We start from the raw sequence: 17,059 nt of genomic DNA, 5'->3' as shown, positions 1-17,059 counted from the left end.
TTTAGATCCAGGGTTCGTCATCATCCGGCTCAGGAGCTTCTGAAGGAGCCTTTTGGGGCTGACTTGGGCTGCGCTTGGAAGGAGGTGGCTCGATCGCCGTTATCGTAGCCGCGTTTGTATCATCGATCCAGGGTTCATCGTCGAACCAGTCGCCATCGTCTTCTGCATTAGTGGGATCTGTGAGAGTTGAATCAGTGGTTGTAGACCTGGTGGTTTCTTCCTCTGCACTCGCTTTGCTTACCGAGTCCAAAGGATTGATCGGTTGCAGCGGTGAAGTCGCTGGCAAATCTGGTGTGACAGGTTCAAGGATTTCTTTCGCTTGCACGGTTAACGTTTGAATGCCGTCTTCAACCTGTTCACTCAAGCTGTGAAAGCCATCTTCAACGTGTTCACCAAAGGTTTGAGTGCGTTCTTTCATCCGATCAGCAAACACCTGGCTGTTTTCTCTTGCCTGTTCCACGATCGTCTGAGCTTCTTCTTGCCATTGCTCGTTGATGGTTTGAAGGGTCTCTTGTGCTTGCTGAGAGAGCGATCGCGCCCGGTCTTTTAACTGTTCAGTCAGGGATTGAAAGCGTCCTTTTGCCTGCTCAGTAGCGGCCTGCGCTTGCTTTGAGAGCGATCGTAATTCTTCAGTCGCCTGACTATAGTCTTCTTTCAACACAGATGTTGCTTTCGTTAGAGCCTGTTTGATGCCACTGTGGTACACCTCAAGCGTTTGACCCGCCGCATCCGTCACCAGCACTCGTTTACGCCCAATGCTCAGTATTTTGGTTGGGGGTAACTGATAGAGATCGCCTGCAATGCCAGCCCAGCCGCTAGAGGCGAGTAAGTAGTGGCTGATCGCGCCTGTTTTGAGATTAAACAAGTAATCCGTGATTTTGCCAATTTTGTTGCCAGTATCACTCCAAACCTCGCAATGGAGCAGCGTTTCAAGCTGGCGCACTTTTGTTGCATCCGTTTCTTCGGGCTGGTTTTGGGTCAAAAGACCGTTAGACCCCAACGTGCTGATTTGAGCGAGCTTAAAGGCGGTTTTCTTCGCTCCAAAAGCACCCCCTTTGCAAACAAACCCCAACACTCGATGGGCAGAGGGATACATCCACATCACCTCCACTCGTCCCAGTTCTTCCATTGTGGCGCGATCGAGCACTAGCTGATTGAGCAAGTCGCTCTGCCGGATTCCGTCTGGTAAGGTTGTCATCGTGCCCCTTGCGCCTCCTGGTTGCAAACGGTATACATCCAGAATTTGGTATCAGAATTTGGTGTATGTCTCTTGATTTTATGCCGCCAGAAGCAGAGTTGTTGACAGAAGCTGCCTCGATCGCTGTTACAAGGCACATCAAACGTGAGCCAGTCCTTACGCCGCTTGCGCAACAGGCTATTCAAACGGCTTACGTATCTCAAGGCGGTGGATCACCCATACTGCTACTGCACGGGTTTGATAGTTCTCTTCTAGAGTTTCGTGCCCTGCTACCGTTGTTGGCAGTGCAGCATGAGGTGTGGGCGGTTGATTTACTGGGGTCTGGGTTCACAGAGCGGTTACCTCACCTGGCGATGAATCCTACAACAATCAGGCAGCATCTGTACGCAACCTGGCAGCAATTGATCCATCGACCGATTGTCCTGGTGGGTGCCTCGTTGGGTGCTGCGGTGGCGATCGACTTTGCGCTGACCTACCCAGAGTGTGTCAGCCGTCTCGTACTGATTGATAGCGTGGGCTTTTCGGGCAGTTTTCCCGTGGGGCAATGGCTCTTTCCGCCGATCGATTACTAGCCGCACGGTGGCTCGTGATTCGCAAGCGAGCGGCGTTGCAGGCGTTGAGCGCGATCGCTCCACCCAATCTGGCGCTAATTGATACGGTGCGTTGTGCGCTGTTGCATCAGGCAATGCCGGGGTGGGATGAGGCCATTATCAGCTTCACGAAAAGCGGTGGTTACGCCAATTTGAGCCAGCGGATTGAGCAGCTTTCGCAGCCAACGTTAGTGCTTTGGGGCGAGCACGACGATGTACTGGGGCTTGAAGATGCTGGGAAATTTCAGCAAGCGATCGCCCAGAGTCAATTGGTTTGGATTAAGCAAGCGAGGCATGCACCGCATCTGGAACAACCAGAGGAGACAGCCCACGCCATCTTGGCCTTTTCTCGTAAAGAGATGTAACAAAGACACATAATCTACACTTATTCCATCGGAAAATGCATGTATGCAAATCCGGTGCATCTTGCGGTGTGACCTTTATTCCTTAGAACGGTATACACGAGGCTTTGAACAACGGGCATTTGCGGCGTGCTCTAGACTACACGCAAATTTGGTTGAGAGGTGTTAACAAGAGATGAACTTGGGGTTAGCACTCTGACCCTGGTTAACTTTGAAGGTTCGCTCTGTTGAAAGGCTTTGCTTTTCGAGTCAGTAGTGGGTTAGTCCCGTTCGGATCAAATTTGTTGATGCTACTTTACATCGGTGTGAGGAGATTTCATGCTTGAGGCGATCGCGCGTACATTCTTTGGTCAACTATTCATTGCCTGGTTGCTGCTGGTACTGGGCGATTTTTTGTCTACCTTTTGCTATCACGTGCCAGAACACGTTTTTGGTCGTCTTCACCTCCAAACACACCATTCTGCCAAGAAAACGTTTCGTCACTACGCCATCTTGACAGCCAATCTACAAGTCCTGTTGGACGGCCTTTTGGGAGCGCTGCCATATCTGCTGATGGCAGTGGCGCTATGGTCTTCTTCACCGATCGGCGTTGTGGGTGGACTGCTATTTGGTCAGTTTCATGTCTGGTGGCGACACGTCAGCGCGTTAAGCTGGCAAACGCCAAAGCCAATCACATTCCTATGTCAGGTTCTCTTCATCACCACACCAGAGCAACACTGGCTGCATCACCAAAAAACCAATACGGGCTTTGGCGACATCTTTACCTTTTTTGACCAGCCTGCTAGAGCCTGGATGCGATTTCTACGCTGGCTCAGACTTTATCGACGGTATTTACCTGTTTGATCGGTTGTGATCTGGGTGGGGTTAGCTCAACCGCAGAGACGTGGAGGCGCGGAGAAACACTCTTGCGTTGCGGCTTAGTGTGCGTTTCTGTTTACAGGCGATCGACCGCTTGCAGCAACGACTCCACACTGGCATTGTGGTCTAAAAACGAGAACAGGTGTTTGTAGCGCAGTTGCCCAACTTTGTTCAGCACAAACTGGGCAGGAAGTGGTGCGCCGAGCGCCTGTCCGGTCTGATATGCCCGAAAGGTTTTGCCGCCTGGGTCGCTGAGTAGGGGCATTTTTAAGCCGAGATCCTGGATCACGATTTTGCTCTGGCGTGGGTCGGTGCTGGTAATCATCAACAGTTCCACGTCGCGATCGAGAAACGCTTCATACGCTTCGTTCAACGCTTTGATGTGTGGAAAGCAAAACGGGCAATATTGCTTTTCGGTAAAGATGCGCGTAAAAGCAAGCACCACAGGTCTGCGGCGACGAAAATCGGCCAGATTCACCGATCGTCCATTTGTGACATCCGGTAGCTCAAAATTGGGCGTGATCATGCCCTTAGCCAACGCGTTCGTTGCGGGAACAGGCAAGAAGTGGTTGAAAAACCGCTTGTTAAACAGTCCACTAAAGTCCGTAGACGTGAGCATGGGAGAGGAATCTAAGATAAAGGTGCCTTTAGCTCAATCTTAGAGGAAAAGACGGTCGTGATGCGTTTACGGTGCAACAAACCGATTGGACATTTAAGAGGATGTCTTAAATGCGACACATCAGTGAGCAACGGATAGGGAACGGATGCATCGGATGGTAAATTTCGAGCGAGAGCCACTAGCCATCCGTTTCATCCAGTATGAATCCGCTGCTAATCATACTTCTCAGACATCCTCTAAGCTGACCGCTGACCGCTGATAGCCAACCAAAATTTCGCTCGTCACAAGGATCATTCACTATGTTTGCCAGGTTACGAAGACTGATCGATCGCTTCTTTAGTAAGTCAAGAACGATTAATAATGAGCCGCTCAATAAAGTCAGCTTAATCGTTATTATTCTGATTGATATCTTTATTTTAATTAATGTTTTTACAGGGTTGAATGATATTAGTCAATGGCATTTAAGCCCCTCTGAGACATACCCCTGTTACGCAGAATGGCAAGACTATCGCACCCAAACCAAACCTGACAAAAACTACGAAATGCTGCGGCGATCGCTGTCCGATGATTTCAGAGATCGATCGCCGTTTCAGCCAGACTACCAGCGTGTAGAGAAAGGGCATCTTGGCAAGGTGTCTGAGATTTGTTTGCAGTATGCGGCGGTTAAAGACAAGCTGGATACGCCTGAAAACCAGCGGCTTTTAAACACAATTGCTCAAAAGCAAACCACGATCGCAGATCTTGAGCAAAGCAATCAGAAAATTCGCTCTCAGTATGACTCTACGCTGCTAGAAAAAATTGCGGGTCAGCCGCGAGAACAATCCATCAATACGGTTGGTGCAGAAAGAGCAAAGCAAACCTTGGAGCAGAATCAGCGCCAGATTGCCACATTTGAAAGTGAGGTTCAGACCCTTAAAACCAATCTGCTGACAAAGCCAGAAAGCGCTGTTTTTTTTGCGCTGCTTAACGAGAACGATCGCTTTAATACGGTAGAAAAAGGCTATCGGCAAGCGTCTTTCTGGTATCCCAGCATTCAATTTACGTTTCAGGCACTCTTTCTCTTACCGCTTATTTTTGCCGCCTTAGCCATTCATACGTCTGCTCAGCGGCGGGGCTATGGGCTAGTAGCTCTCATTAGCTGGCATTTGCTGGTTATCTTTTTTATTCCCCTTATCTTTAAACTGTTTCAATTTCTGCAAGTAGGGGTCATCTTCCAGTTTTTGGTTGATGTGATGACCGTTCTTTTCAGCGGTCTACTGTTTCTGATTAGCTATCTGTATATCCTGCTCATTCCTCTGATTGGGTTTGCGCTAATTAAATTTTTTCAGCGCATTGTGTTCAACCCAAAACGACAGGCTGCTGGCAGAGTGCAACGATCGCGCTGTCTGCGCTGTGCAAAAACGATCCGCCATCACGATAGCTACTGTCCACACTGTGGCTACGATCAATATATGGAATGTCAAGCCTGCCATGAACTGACCTACAAGCATTTGCCCCACTGTAAACACTGTGGACAGACTCCGGATCTGGATCGCGCTTAGCGAGTAGCACGATCGCCGTCGCTTATTTGTTACGCTTTTGTAACAAGCTTGTTTAGCGGGTGACGGTAATGTCTTTGCTTGAGGTTCGGCAGTTACACAAGTCCTACCGCGCTCAGGGCAAAATCATTCATGCGGTGCAGGATGTGTCGCTGCAGATTGGCGCAAAGCAGGTGCTGGCGTTTCTGGGGCCGAACGGGGCTGGTAAGACGACGACGATTAAGATGATTGCGGGGCTGGTGTTGCCCGATCGCGGGACGGTCAGCATTGCGGGGCGCGATCCACACCGGGATGCTCAGGCGCTGCGATCAGTGGGAGCCGTACTGGAAGGGAGCCGTAACCTTTACTGGCGGCTCACTCCAGCGGAAAATTTGGAGTATTTTGGGGTGCTGCGGGGTTTGTCTCGACGGGTCGCACGACAACGATCGCGGCTGTTGCTCGATCGCTTTGAGCTAAGCCACAAAAGTAAGACGAATGTGCAAAAGCTGTCGCGCGGGATGCAGCAAAAGGTGGCGATCGCGGTGGCACTGATCCACGAACCTCCCTTACTCTTATTGGATGAGCCAACGTTGGGTTTGGATGTGGAAGCTACTCAAACGGTGAAACGTCTGGTGCGCGAGATTGCTAGCGAAGGACGCGCTATTCTGCTGACAACTCACCAGCTTGATATTGCGGAGGAACTGTCCGATCGAGTTGCCATTATCAATCAGGGCCGTATCGTAACGGAGCAAGCAACCGAGGCTTTGATTCAGCAGTTTTCCAGAGCAGTGTATCGGGTAGAACTGCCAGAGCTACCGGACGATCGCGTCGCCAAGCTGCTGGATCTGGGCGCGCTGGTTGACGGTACAACCGTTCACATTCCCGATCCAGCGTTGCTCTATCCGGTGCTGGAGGTGCTGAACCCGTTGCCGATCGCCCGACTCGAAACGGAACGGGCCACCCTAACGGATATCTTCCTGAAGCTAACGCAAACGAAGCCTGCTCAAGCGCATACGATTGGAGACAGCCATGCTTGAATTGTTTTTTGCAGAACTCACGCGGGCAGGAATTCAGCTCCGGCGTTACCTGTTTGAGTCGATCGGCGGCATTGTTATTTCGACCTCGGTCTTTTACGGTCTGTTTTTGAGCGCCAGCTATATTGCAGGCCCAGGCTTGCAGTTTGGCAGTCGGTTAGATGCGATCATTGTGGGCTATGTGCTGTGGACACTGGTGCTGTTCATCATGGCGAATATTTCGGGCACGCTCCAGCGCGAAGCCCAGACAGGCACACTGGAGCAGCTCTTTATTTCACCCTATAGTGCCTCACAGGTGTTTCTCACGCGGGCGATCGCTGATTTGTTGCTGCAAACGGGATTAATCGCAGCAATCCTGGTCATTATTATGGCGCTGACGGGTCGGTGGTTGGCGTTTCCGCTGAGCCTCTGGTTGCCGCTGCTTACCGTGCTTTTGGGCGCTTACGGATTGGCGTTTGCGATCGGCTCTCTGGCACTCATCGTCAAACGCATTCAGCAGGTGTTGGGCATTTTTCAGTTTGCGCTGCTGTTTTTGATGAGTGTGCCGACTGAAGAATGGACGGGCGGAATGCGGCTTATTGGCAATCTCCTACCAATGAGTCCCGGCGCGGGGCTGTTGCGTAACGTGATGGCACGACAGCAACCGCTGGATCTCCCCCAACTGGGGATTGCGATCGTGAATGGTGGAGTGTACTTTGCGATCGGGCTGCTGCTGTTTCGCTGGGCAGAACGCCAAACCAAACGTCACGGCAACCTCAGCGATTATTAGCAGTGACAGCTACAAAGAAGCACTTGCATTTCCCTACGCTAGTCGGGACGGTCTTCTGTAAACTGGTCGATCGCCTCTCGCATTCCTTCGGAGTAAGGTTCCAGAACCGTTGATGCGACGTGTAAATCAGCAAGTGCCTGACTAAATTCCTCTGAGTTGGGGTCAGAGACTTCTAAGGTTTTAATGGCGGCGATCGCTCGTTCCAACTGAGGTAGATAGTCAGCTAAATGACGCTTAAGGCTGATGAAAGATTTCTCGTAGATTTTGGCATTCATCGATTGAGTCTCCGCTCTAATTTAGCAATCTGCTGGCGACAATTGCGATAAAACGACTTCATACATCAGAGCGAACAGCTCTCCAGTCGGTTATGCGTCCTTCGGCAATGTCCTGCCTACCTCTCTCAAAGGATTCGATGAACTCTGGTATATCGAGTAATTCCTGGGTCGCCTCTTCGCTGTCTTTTTCGGCTAAAGCTGCCAAAAAGTCGGCGGCAAGCTGAAGACGTGCAGGCGAAAGCTGCTCTAAGTAGCTATCGATGCGATGGCGCATCTCTGCTGTGTTGCCTGCTGAATCCATAGAACCATCCTCGCTGACTCTCTTATTCGTCTATTTTTACTCTACTCCCTACTCCCTACTCCCCATACTCGCAAAATGCTCCTGCAACGACTTGTGCATAAACCGATAACCGCCACCCACGCGCTGAAGCAAGAGGCGATCAGTGCAGAAATTCTTTATCAATTACTGACTCAGTAGATCAACGAGATCAGGCTTTTTCAACTTGGTATAGCCAACCAATTCTCGTTTCTTTGCCATTGCCTTCAATTTCGCAGTCGTTAAAGTCTGTAAAAGAGCAGGATCTTTAATCACCGACGGTAACGGTTGAGGTGTTAAATAAAACACTTGCTTCAAAGCATCAAGTTTCTTGCCCTTCGTGATGCCGCACTTGAGCGCCACGATAGCATCAAAGGTTTTCCAATATTGGCGAGGGGCTTCCTCAATGCGATTGGTTGCAACTGAAGGCTTCACGCCTTTCAATGCACTGGCAGGTTGTTCAATCAGATACTCCAGCGCTGCCAGAATGTCATCTCTAGAAGCCGTTGAGAGATTCACTTTAGGAATGGCTTCACCTGCAAGCAGTTTGGCAATGGTGGCAGTTTCCTTACTAGAATCAGCAATAATGCACCAAACCCGTTCTAAACCTGCTGCCTCTGCAACCGCATAAATGAATGAATTTCCAATGACCTCATATTGATCTTTCTCTGTTTCTTTCACAATCACAGGCAACCAATTACGTCCACCCGCCCCACTCAGTTGTTTTGCCGTTGCCGTGATGAGAAATTCTGGCGCATTGGTTCCTTCACCTGGATCAATTTCATCCAGATACAAATGCATGAGATTGCCAACATCAGTAAATGTGCTCATTGTAGAAAGTACTCCTTTGCTAGGGCCAAATAGTAATCACGGGCTGTTTTATCGCGGTAAGTAGCAGGAATACGCGAGAATGCGGCACTGGCAATGTTCGCGTAGCTAGGCACTTCAAAGATATGTAGGTCTTTTCTCGCATTGGTATATCGAGGGTAGAAATACGGCACAAGATCAAAGTTTTCTTTCCTGGACATCTTGATAATGTTACCAATCTCTTGTTGAGCCGCCGCCAACTGAGGGAGAGTGATTCTTTCACCATTGAAAAAGATGGGTAGCGCGATCGGCGTGACATCACCTCGCTGCTGCTGGGCTTCAGGAATGAACTTCTTGATCGCAAGTGCGGCATTCTCTAGAGAGAACAGGTTGTTGTGCTTTGTTGGCATCAAGACAACATCCGCAGCATAGACAGCTAGTTGACTAAAAATGCGCCAGTTGGGTGGCGAGTCAACTAGAATGTAGTCATATTCAGACTTGAGTGCATCCAAGCTGCGGCGCAGACTGTCGGGTTTCAATTTTTGGCGAAGCTGCACTTCGTCAATCTCACCGACAAACTTTGCATCAGCGGGAATGACATCAAATGAGAACTCTTTATTTTGTGCCCTGTAGGTCACTACAAACGGTTTAATGGCTGGTCGAAGGTCGCCGTTGCGAGACATCAGTGCTTGAGAGACATCACCTTCGTTTGCTGCCAGTCCTAGAGAACTGGTGAGATCCTGCTGATTGGGATCGCAGTCTACAACCAAGACTTTCTTCCCTATTAAGGTGAGGATAGCGGCAAGGTTGACCGTTGTAGTTGTTTTGCCAACGCCACCCTTATTGTTATATACCGCAACTGTTAAAGCCTTGACAGGCTGTTCAATCTGTCGTCGCACTGAGGCAATAAGTTTGTCAGCGTTTTCTGGAGTGATTTCGAGACAAGCGGTTGCTGGATGGATAACCTTACCATGTTTACGAAAAAGCTGGATGTGAACAGAGTTAGTGATAAGTCCCCATTGAACAGTTTTGCAATGAACGTCCAGCAAATAGCCTTTTAGCTGAGCAACCGTCTTTCTATAGCCTGCTGAACCCTCGCACAGATTAATGTCCTGTCCCTTAAGCTCTATCAGGAGGTGAGGATTAGACTTGGTATGCAGAAAAATGTCGGTCTCATCATTCTTACGAGCGGCATAATCAACTGAAAGACTACTTCCAGTGGCATACTCCGGATGTGTTTCGCCTTGCTGAAAGCCTAAGGACTTGAAGAAGGGGGGCGCAAATATGTCTTTGACGAGCGGTTCTCCAGCAACTTCTGGAAGACTTTGCAGAGCCGTTTGCAAGCTAATGGATGGCATGGGCAAAAAGGTTGTAAGGGCTGTCTGAGCGAAGTTAACTGTCTAAAGCGTGCCCAGAGTGGGCAATGGTCTACCTGCGATCGTTTCCTATGCAACCCTGGAGCTTACGTATTGAAGCTCATCTACATTTTTACTACCAAGAGCACGATTGATCCGGGCTTCATTAAATACTCATGAGAGACGATCGCTCTTCCCCAGCACAGTATGGTTGCCGATAATAGTGTGTTAGTTCAGCGTCTTAACGGGATGGGTCTGATTTGGATGGGGAGCGGTGTGATTGCAGGCGCGATCGTTTCGCTTCAAGGTAGCCGCGTTTCGACTTGAAACCGGAACGTTCTCGTTTCAAACCGGAAGACTCTCACTTCAAATCGAAATATTGCCACTTCAAATGTGAACGTTCTCACTTAAAACTGGAACGTTCACATTTGAAACAGAAACATTTTCACTTGAAACCGGACTGTTCTCACGTAGGAATAGAACAGTCGCGCTCAATGCGGGAATCACCGTTCATCAAACGAGCCTGATAGCTTAGATGGACAGACGATCGCTCAGCATGGTTAAAAAAGCGACGCGTTTGTGGTGATTACGGCTTGATTGCCATCTTCAACTGTGAACGCACTCACCGATAGTTCCAATGCTTGAGCAATGCCAACCGTTTGTTGGAGCGAATCTGTAACGTGTTGAGAAACGCTGGCTGTTTGCCGCGATCGGTGCGCGAGTTTTTGCATCAACAGTGACACGGCTTGAGAAATGTCTGTCTGGGCGATCGTGGCTTCTGAAATAGACTGTACAAGCTGATCGGTTTGTTGGGATAACTCGCGTAGTTGCCCCAGGTTTTGCTTGGCATCTTCCACCAGGCGCGTGCCTTGCACCATTTGCGTGGTGCTTTTCTCCATCACTTCCAGCACCTGACGCGTGCCCCGCTGAATATCCTCAACCAGTTGTTCAATTTCTTTTGTAGCAGAAGCCGATTGCACCGCGAGTTCTCCCACTTCTTCGGCAACCACCGCGAAACCAGCGCCGTTTTCACCCGTCCGTGCCGCTTCAATACCCGCATTCAGCGCCAGCATATTGGTTTTGAGCGCAATTTGATTGATGAGGGAAATCACTTTTGAAATCGCCTGTGACGATTCGCCCAGTCGCTTCATTTTCTGCGCCGTTTCAGACATCGTTTCCCGGAGTTCAAAAATGCTGTGAACCGTGAAGTCGATCGCCACCTGACTGGCCTCTGCGGTCGATGAAGCCGTGTGAGTAACGGCGGCAGCTTGACGAGAGCTTTCTGCCACTGCCTGAATCGACATCGTCATCTGATCAACCGAATTCAGCGTTTGGGTAATGTCTTCTGACTGTTGCAGCGCTTCAGCTGCGAGTTGTTGAATCGTGAGTTCACTTTCGCCCAGCGCCATGTTTACTTGCGTGGTCGATCGCTTCACCTGCAACACAATTTGGCGCAAACTTTCGACGAGCGCATTAAAGAAATCAGCCACAGTGCCCAGTTCACCATCAGTCACCTGTGCTCGCACAGTCAGGTCGCCAGAGGCCACGCCTTCTACCTGGTCGAGTAAGCTCACGAGTTGACTCTGCAAGGCTTCTCGTTGCTGGCGCTGTTCTTCTGCCAACTGTTCGGCTTGCTGGCGCGATCGTTCAAGCTGGTGTAATACATCAGCCAGATCGAGCGCCAGCCCCATTTGAGCCGCCACTTCTCGAAAGAACGTCATTTCTGGTTCTTCCCAAGACCGAGTGCGCGAACACTGGTGTGTAACCAGCAAGCCATGCAGCGTGTTGGTTGCTAGAATGGGCGCAACCATGCTTGCTCTGACTTGAAAGGGTTCCAGTTGCTTTAAGTGGCACTTTGTGAGTCCAGCGTTTGCAATATCCTCCCATGCCTGCACGCGTCCCTGTTTGTACTTCTCTGCATACCGTTCGGCAAAACACGGGTCTGCGATCGCGGTACCAAGCGCACTGGGATAGCCAGACTCTACGACTTCTGCCACGATCGAACCCTTCCACTGTGCGTCAAACAAGTAGACGATCGCGCGATCGGTGTTTAGCATTTCTTGCACACCACGAACAGCTGTGTTGTAGATCTCCTGGTGGCTGAAGGCCGACCGTAGGCGTGAGCTAATTTGATAAAGCTGTTGTGCTTGCTCTGCTTCAATCTTTTTCTGCTGGTAAAGCTGGTGCGCTCGCTCCGTTTCGGCCTTTTCCTGTGTCACAAACGTGACTTGATTACAGGCCAATCCAAGCTGGCTAGCCAGTGCCTTCAAAAAGTCAATTTCGTCTGGGTGCCAGGGAGATGCCGCAGTGCAGTGATGGGCAATCAGCAGGCCGTAAAGGTGATCGTCCTTCAGAATGGGAGTGACTAAACTGGCTTTAACTTGCAGCCGCGTCAACAGCTTCAGGTGTTCTGGATGAAACTCAGCTTTCAAGACATCATCCGTCGCTACAACTCGTCCTCGCCGATAGGCGTCGATGACATCATCACTGATGCAGCCATCTTTGATTTTTGCATCGCGGGCGGTCGACCATCCCTGGGAGACACATTCAGTGACGATCGAGCCGCTCCAGTCGGAGTTAAAGCGATAAATGACGACGCGATCAGTTCCCAGCATGTCCTTCGCACTCTGAGTTACTTGCTCAAAGACAGCCGCTAAGTCTTGTTCTGTCCGCACACTCGCTTCTGCAAGCTGACGGATGAATTGGGTTTCTTTGGCCCGACTTTCATGCTGTCGGGTTTGCTCAGAAAGCAGCGACTCTACTGTTACAGTGTTGTCTGCCAACTGGTTGAACGTTTGAGCAATCCTACCAATTTCATCCGTCGCTTTGACCTCCGCCCGAATTTCACGATCGCCCAGAGAAAACATTTGGGTATCTTGCTGGAGCCGTTTGACAGGTTTGGCAATCATCCGATAGAGCAATAACATGACACCTGTGTTGGTTGCTATCACCAGCGCGATCGCCAGCAGTTGTTGCTGCCAGAAACGTTGCTCCAGTACTTCTGCTCGTTGAGTCTCATTGGGTTGCGCTTGCCCAACGCCTGTTGGCTTGGTGGGCACCTGATGAACGGCAGTTGTAAACCACACTCCAGCACTTGCAATGCCAGCAATCGACAAAATGCCTGATGTGAGCCAACCAAGCAAGTATTTGTGCTGCACCGCTTGAGACCCAAACCACAGACCCAGCGAAGCTGACGATCGGCGATCGTCTGTCTTACGCTCGTCAGCACTCTGGTCAGGCGGTAACGAATCAGAAGACATTGATTGGTTAGGCTCAGCAACTTCAAACACTGGTTGAACTCGATTGGGTAATTGATTCGTCATAAGAGCGGAGTCTCAGATCGGATAAAGAGTCACTGTGGAGCCTGTAAAGGCACACTGCTGCCAGAAAACGAGCAAATAAAAGGAACGAAAGCAACGCGAAGACCAACCATGCACTCTAGAGCACGTCATCAATTAAGTTCAGAGACCTTGAGGTCTCAGCCTTACCGCGCCTGTCCTCACAAACCAGGCTAGGCTGTATTTTAAAACTCCTAATCGCTTCGTTGCTGAAGCTTCTGCCCCCTTTTCTTGTATGCCCAAAGGGCTTTAAGCCCCCAAGATTGGGGGACTTTTGAAGCCTGTTTGGAAGCCCCCAGGAGTGGGGGTGGGGGCTTTCAAGGGTTTTAAAACACGTTCTAGCGTTTTGCGCCACAGCTGGACAGAAAAAAACGTCCTGGTATGCAACGCCACAGTTCACCTGCAAATGTTCAAAGCCTGAACGCAGCGATCGCCAAGCACCAAATGGGACGCTAGGAGTAGCAAGCCACGAATGGCAGCAGACCCACCTCTACAAGCACGAGACGCCATCATGGGAGGGCACTTACGGCAATGAGAAGACAATCACTTGAATCGTCTTCTAAAATGGTTGCTGCACACATTTGTGATGTGAAACCTAGCATGAGTGCCTGACGCCGTAAGACGAGCGGCTACCAGCGCAGATGGCTGTATTGAAAAAGATAATTTAAGCAGTACCTTAAGTACCACTGGGAGAAGACCCAAGCTTGCAGCGAACGATAAATCACCCTGGGACTGCTTGATTAGCAAACGTAAACCTAACTTTCGTCACCAAATTAATGGTTTAGAAAGCTTATTGACCGTAAGATCGGTATTACGCTTTGCCTTCGAGCTTACAATTAAGGATTGTTGATCAGGAATCCTGTCAGATTACCTTTACAGAATCTTTACTGATGCAACCGGACTAATTAAACAAATTCTTTTCAAGGCTAAATCATTGCTGCTGCTACAAGCTTGTTTAGTTTTTTTAGGCCGTAACCGAAGCACACAGGTATCTTAATTACAGTTTTATGACACGTAAGGCGATCGTAAGCTAGCTAAAAGCTTCATGTAGATGAAACCTGAACACTATTTGACTTTCAAGAACAATATTAAATTGCTAATGCTGGATTAGGTCGATGGAACCCTGTAAGACACTTTGAAGCCGCTGTTTCCAAAATTCAGTACCTGCTCAACCAATAGGCCTGAAAGCCAATTCTGTTAGCGCTTTGCACACAACTCTCTTAGCTTTGACACGCCTTTACCGCGATCGTTATTCACCAGAAGCGGCTTCTACCTTAGCCACTACGTCCAACTAATCTGGTGCCCTACCGTGTCTGTTCTTTCTACTCGCCTAACGGCAAGCACAAGTGCTTGTAGCAATACGAACTATGGTTCTGATGATAGAGACGGTCAGTTCATGAAAATACGCTTTGACCACTATTTGCTCACCGTATCAAACTGTCTTTCATGCTCAGGAAAACCCTACGTAAAAACCCTGGTGCCTTGTTAAGTAATACAAACATTAATATAAAGATTTTGTAAACTGCTGCAACCTCTGATTGTCAAAGGCTAGTCGAGGATAGAGGATAGACGGAACAAACGGTAGCCCGAAGATACTGAACGTGAGGGACTTTGCATCAATTGCTTCATGTCCAGGTGAAAGTGTAGCGAAGGGCTATTTTACATCTACCAGAGCAATCTTACATCTACCAGAGCAGTCTTCAAAGCGATCGCGATAGAGCGCTCAGCCTGCACACTGCTTGGTCATCCACGGCGAGCCTTGACGATTTCTTGCCCTTACCACACTTCATCCATCAGCGATCGTGTTGATGAAATGTCTGTTGGATGACTGCTCAACCCAAGTGTTTCAGCCACGTTTAGGCATCTGACTATCCATTGTTAACCAGGCTGATCTCACCTGAGCAAGCTTGTCGTCAGACACAAGCCGATGGCGACAATGCAGGGCGATCGTGGCAACCCAGCTTGATCATTTTTTTGTTTAGACCTCTGATGCGCATCCAGGCAGTGGTGCAAATGCTTCTCCATTTATTCACGCTGATCTTATTTACGCTGATCATCTAAAACAATAGGCGCGATTTATAAGGATGTCTTAAAAGATGCAGCTCATACCCAAAAGCTGTCAGAGCACAGTATGCGGGCCACGGTGTTTCGAGAACTACGAAGCTTGCTTATCAAATGCCACGTCTTTACGCGAGACAATCGCCACTGCTCACACATCCTCAGAAGGTGAAATACCCACTTTACAGCCAGTGTCATTTACATTCACCCCACTCAAGACCTCAACTCGATACCTGTCTTGATGAAATTTTGGCTGATTGGCTTGAAAACCTCTGTAAGTAGTGACAAATGATTAGCTCAGGTATTCTCCTGTGGCAGGCAACCGCTGCAACTAAAATCTATCAACACTGGAAGGTCTATTAGGTTGGAACACGTTCAATTTCTCAGAGATTTGAAACCGCTCCAGTTTAGTGGTCAGCTTGAATGGAGCGCTGCAAGTGGTCAGCGGTGGCTATTCCATCTACTGAAGGGCAGCCTTATCTATGCCACAGGTGGAGTGCATCCCATGCGTCGCTGGCGCAGAAATTTAGCGATCCATTGTCCTCGCTTACCCACCCATCGCTTGGGATGGCAGGCTGATTTAGCGAGTGCTGGCACCTCCACCTCCACGATCGGCTGGGAATATACACTGCTAAACCTATGGGTCGCAAGGCAACGAATTACCCCGGAGCAAGCGTCTAGCATGGCGCTTTCCACCTTGATTGATGTGTTGTTTGACGTGACGCAAGCACCAAGTATCAGCAAGCAAATTCGACATGATGATTTAGCTGCAACCTCGATCGATTGCGCTCAGGTTGAAGATGTGATTGCTAAAACTCAATGGCGTTGGCAAGGGTGGCAAAATGCGAAGCTTACGGACTATTCACTGCATAAAGCACCCGTCATCAAGCAAGCAGCGGCCTTGCGAGAACAGTGCTCACCTCAGTTCTATCAAATGTTGGTGCAACGACTCAATGGACAACACTCTCTCTACGATTTAGCTGTACAAATGCAGCGCGATGTTGTAGAGGTAACGGCGTTGCTCTTACCGTTCATTCAATTGGGTTGGGTAGAGCTGATTACGATTCCTGATTTACCCGCCCTCATTTACCCTGGGCGTATGAGTAAGACAGCACTACTTCCAGCGGCACCCTCTCCAGCCACGCCGCCCAAGGCTCTAATTGCTTGTGTAGACGACAGCACTTTAGTCCGCAATACGATGGAATCGCTGCTCACATCGGCTGGCTACCAGTTTTTGGGTATAGAGAGTGCGCTACGGGCCATTAGTGTGTTGTTAGTGCGTAAGCCGGATTTGATTTTTTTAGACTTGGTGATGCCAGACGCTAACGGTTACGAAGTGTGCGAGCAGTTGCGTAAGCTGTCTAGTTTTCGTCATACGCCGATCGTCATCTTGACTGGAAACGATGGCTATTCTAATCGACTTCGAGCTAGCTTTGCCAAAGCATCCGGGTTCCTCAGTAAACCGCTGAATGCTGAAACGGTATTAGGTGAAATTCGTAAACATTTAGAGCCTAATGCGACCAATCTTTCCATCACGGCTCGTTAATGAATCATTCTTTGTTGTTTATTCATAGGTATATACAGTGAGTACAGCTCTAGTTGTTGAAGATTCGTTGACGGAGATGCAAATTCTCATTGGCTGTTTACAGCAAGCAGGCATCAACGTTCTAATTGCTCAAAGTGGAGAAGAGGCCATTGCTACGGTGACAAAACAAAGGCCGGATGTCATTGTTCTAGACGTTGTATTACCGGGCTGTAGCGGGTTTGAGGTGTGTAGACGACTGAAAGCTGAAGTGGCTACCAGTCAAATTCCGATCGTCATGTGCTCGACCAAAGGGAGCGAGATGGATCGCTTTTGGGGCATGAAACAAGGGGCTGATGCTTATATTGCCAAACCGATTAATCAAGAAGAGTTTGTGAGCACGATTAAGCAACTCATTAAACAATAGGGCTGGACGCATCA

15 protein-coding genes are annotated in these 17,059 nt (G+C 49.3%); 8 read left to right on the top strand and 7 right to left on the bottom strand.

The genetic code is table 11. The features are described from left to right. Position 1 precedes the first annotated feature (1 nt). Positions 2-1,198: a PRC-barrel domain-containing protein gene (locus tag AC5JLP_RS08885; protein WP_496067575.1), complete on the bottom strand. Its 1,197-nt coding sequence runs from the start codon at positions 1,196-1,198 to the stop codon at positions 2-4. 65 nt (positions 1,199-1,263) lie between these two features. Between AC5JLP_RS08885 and AC5JLP_RS08880 the strand changes: the two genes are divergently transcribed. The 3 genes from AC5JLP_RS08880 to AC5JLP_RS08870 all read left to right on the top strand — a co-directional run bounded on the left by AC5JLP_RS08880 (position 1,264) and on the right by AC5JLP_RS08870 (position 2,993). Beyond that, positions 1,264-1,770, top strand: coding sequence for an alpha/beta fold hydrolase (locus tag AC5JLP_RS08880; RefSeq protein ID WP_496067574.1), 507 nt, complete (start codon positions 1,264-1,266; stop codon positions 1,768-1,770). After that, complete coding sequence (locus AC5JLP_RS08875) at positions 1,743-2,153, top strand: alpha/beta fold hydrolase (RefSeq protein WP_496067573.1); 411 nt, start codon at positions 1,743-1,745, stop codon at positions 2,151-2,153. The genes AC5JLP_RS08880 and AC5JLP_RS08875 overlap by 28 nt, the downstream gene beginning before the upstream one ends. A gap of 315 nt (positions 2,154-2,468) precedes the next feature. Beyond that, positions 2,469-2,993: a sterol desaturase family protein gene (locus AC5JLP_RS08870; RefSeq protein ID WP_496067572.1), complete on the top strand. Its 525-nt coding sequence runs from the start codon at positions 2,469-2,471 to the stop codon at positions 2,991-2,993. A gap of 91 nt (positions 2,994-3,084) precedes the next feature. On the opposite strand, the gene AC5JLP_RS08865 is transcribed toward AC5JLP_RS08870, so the two are convergent. Next, positions 3,085-3,627: a peroxiredoxin family protein gene (locus AC5JLP_RS08865; protein ID WP_496067571.1), complete on the bottom strand. Its 543-nt coding sequence runs from the start codon at positions 3,625-3,627 to the stop codon at positions 3,085-3,087. Positions 3,628-3,926: 299 nt separating this feature from the next. Between AC5JLP_RS08865 and AC5JLP_RS08860 the strand changes: the two genes are divergently transcribed. From AC5JLP_RS08860 to AC5JLP_RS08850, 3 genes are all read left to right on the top strand, one after another. Further along, entirely contained in the window at positions 3,927-5,168 is a 1,242-nt protein-coding gene (locus tag AC5JLP_RS08860; protein WP_496067570.1) for a hypothetical protein, read from the top strand. Between the two features lie 68 nt (positions 5,169-5,236). Next, positions 5,237-6,181 carry an ABC transporter ATP-binding protein gene (locus AC5JLP_RS08855; RefSeq protein ID WP_496067569.1) on the top strand — a complete coding sequence of 315 codons (945 nt, stop codon included), beginning with the start codon at positions 5,237-5,239 and terminating at the stop codon, positions 6,179-6,181. Next, entirely contained in the window at positions 6,174-6,947 is a 774-nt protein-coding gene (locus AC5JLP_RS08850; RefSeq protein WP_496067568.1) for an ABC transporter permease, read from the top strand. Before AC5JLP_RS08855 ends, AC5JLP_RS08850 begins: the two co-directional genes overlap by 8 nt. Before the next feature lie 38 nt (positions 6,948-6,985). Here AC5JLP_RS08850 and AC5JLP_RS08845 read toward each other — a convergent pair whose 3' ends face one another. The 5 genes from AC5JLP_RS08845 to AC5JLP_RS08825 form a co-directional block, all read right to left on the bottom strand. Beyond that, positions 6,986-7,222 carry a hypothetical protein gene (locus AC5JLP_RS08845; RefSeq protein WP_496067567.1) on the bottom strand — a complete coding sequence of 79 codons (237 nt, stop codon included), beginning with the start codon at positions 7,220-7,222 and terminating at the stop codon, positions 6,986-6,988. Positions 7,223-7,280: 58 nt separating this feature from the next. Then, entirely contained in the window at positions 7,281-7,523 is a 243-nt protein-coding gene (locus tag AC5JLP_RS08840; RefSeq protein WP_496067566.1) for a hypothetical protein, read from the bottom strand. Positions 7,524-7,685: 162 nt separating this feature from the next. Then, complete coding sequence (locus AC5JLP_RS08835) at positions 7,686-8,369, bottom strand: ParB N-terminal domain-containing protein (protein WP_496067565.1); 684 nt, start codon at positions 8,367-8,369, stop codon at positions 7,686-7,688. Continuing rightward, positions 8,366-9,703 carry an AAA family ATPase gene (locus AC5JLP_RS08830; protein ID WP_496067564.1) on the bottom strand — a complete coding sequence of 446 codons (1,338 nt, stop codon included), beginning with the start codon at positions 9,701-9,703 and terminating at the stop codon, positions 8,366-8,368. Before AC5JLP_RS08830 ends, AC5JLP_RS08835 begins: the two co-directional genes overlap by 4 nt. A 557-nt stretch (positions 9,704-10,260) precedes the next feature. Further along, a complete protein-coding gene (locus AC5JLP_RS08825) occupies positions 10,261-13,023 on the bottom strand; it encodes a GAF domain-containing protein (RefSeq protein ID WP_496067563.1) in 2,763 nt (920 codons plus the stop codon). Between the two features lie 2,437 nt (positions 13,024-15,460). Here AC5JLP_RS08825 and AC5JLP_RS08820 point away from each other — a divergent pair. Together AC5JLP_RS08820 and AC5JLP_RS08815 are read left to right on the top strand one after the other, a co-directional pair. Further along, on the top strand, positions 15,461-16,642 hold the full coding sequence (locus tag AC5JLP_RS08820; RefSeq protein ID WP_496067562.1) for a response regulator: 1,182 nt from the start codon (positions 15,461-15,463) through the stop codon (positions 16,640-16,642). Positions 16,643-16,679: 37 nt separating this feature from the next. Continuing rightward, entirely contained in the window at positions 16,680-17,045 is a 366-nt protein-coding gene (locus AC5JLP_RS08815; protein WP_496067561.1) for a response regulator transcription factor, read from the top strand. Positions 17,046-17,059: the final 14 nt, after the last annotated feature.

This window comes from Stenomitos rutilans (genome assembly GCF_059505485.1).
Note: the sequence above shows the minus strand (reverse complement) of the source record. Positions and strands in the feature narration are given on the sequence as shown.

Excerpts from the sequence above, each read along its gene's own strand:
- AC5JLP_RS08885 (WP_496067575.1), bottom strand. The coding sequence starts at position 1,198 with ATGACAACCTTACCAGACGGAATCCGGCAGAGCGACTTGCTCAATCAG.
- AC5JLP_RS08880 (WP_496067574.1), top strand. The coding sequence starts at position 1,264 with ATGTCTCTTGATTTTATGCCGCCAGAAGCAGAGTTGTTGACAGAAGCT.
- AC5JLP_RS08875 (WP_496067573.1), top strand. The coding sequence starts at position 1,743 with ATGGCTCTTTCCGCCGATCGATTACTAGCCGCACGGTGGCTCGTGATT.
- AC5JLP_RS08870 (WP_496067572.1), top strand. The coding sequence starts at position 2,469 with ATGCTTGAGGCGATCGCGCGTACATTCTTTGGTCAACTATTCATTGCC.
- AC5JLP_RS08865 (WP_496067571.1), bottom strand. The coding sequence starts at position 3,627 with ATGCTCACGTCTACGGACTTTAGTGGACTGTTTAACAAGCGGTTTTTC.
- AC5JLP_RS08860 (WP_496067570.1), top strand. The coding sequence starts at position 3,927 with ATGTTTGCCAGGTTACGAAGACTGATCGATCGCTTCTTTAGTAAGTCA.
- AC5JLP_RS08855 (WP_496067569.1), top strand. The coding sequence starts at position 5,237 with ATGTCTTTGCTTGAGGTTCGGCAGTTACACAAGTCCTACCGCGCTCAG.
- AC5JLP_RS08850 (WP_496067568.1), top strand. The coding sequence starts at position 6,174 with ATGCTTGAATTGTTTTTTGCAGAACTCACGCGGGCAGGAATTCAGCTC.
- AC5JLP_RS08845 (WP_496067567.1), bottom strand. The coding sequence starts at position 7,222 with ATGAATGCCAAAATCTACGAGAAATCTTTCATCAGCCTTAAGCGTCAT.
- AC5JLP_RS08840 (WP_496067566.1), bottom strand. The coding sequence starts at position 7,523 with ATGGATTCAGCAGGCAACACAGCAGAGATGCGCCATCGCATCGATAGC.
- AC5JLP_RS08835 (WP_496067565.1), bottom strand. The coding sequence starts at position 8,369 with ATGAGCACATTTACTGATGTTGGCAATCTCATGCATTTGTATCTGGAT.
- AC5JLP_RS08830 (WP_496067564.1), bottom strand. The coding sequence starts at position 9,703 with ATGCCATCCATTAGCTTGCAAACGGCTCTGCAAAGTCTTCCAGAAGTT.
- AC5JLP_RS08825 (WP_496067563.1), bottom strand. The coding sequence starts at position 13,023 with ATGACGAATCAATTACCCAATCGAGTTCAACCAGTGTTTGAAGTTGCT.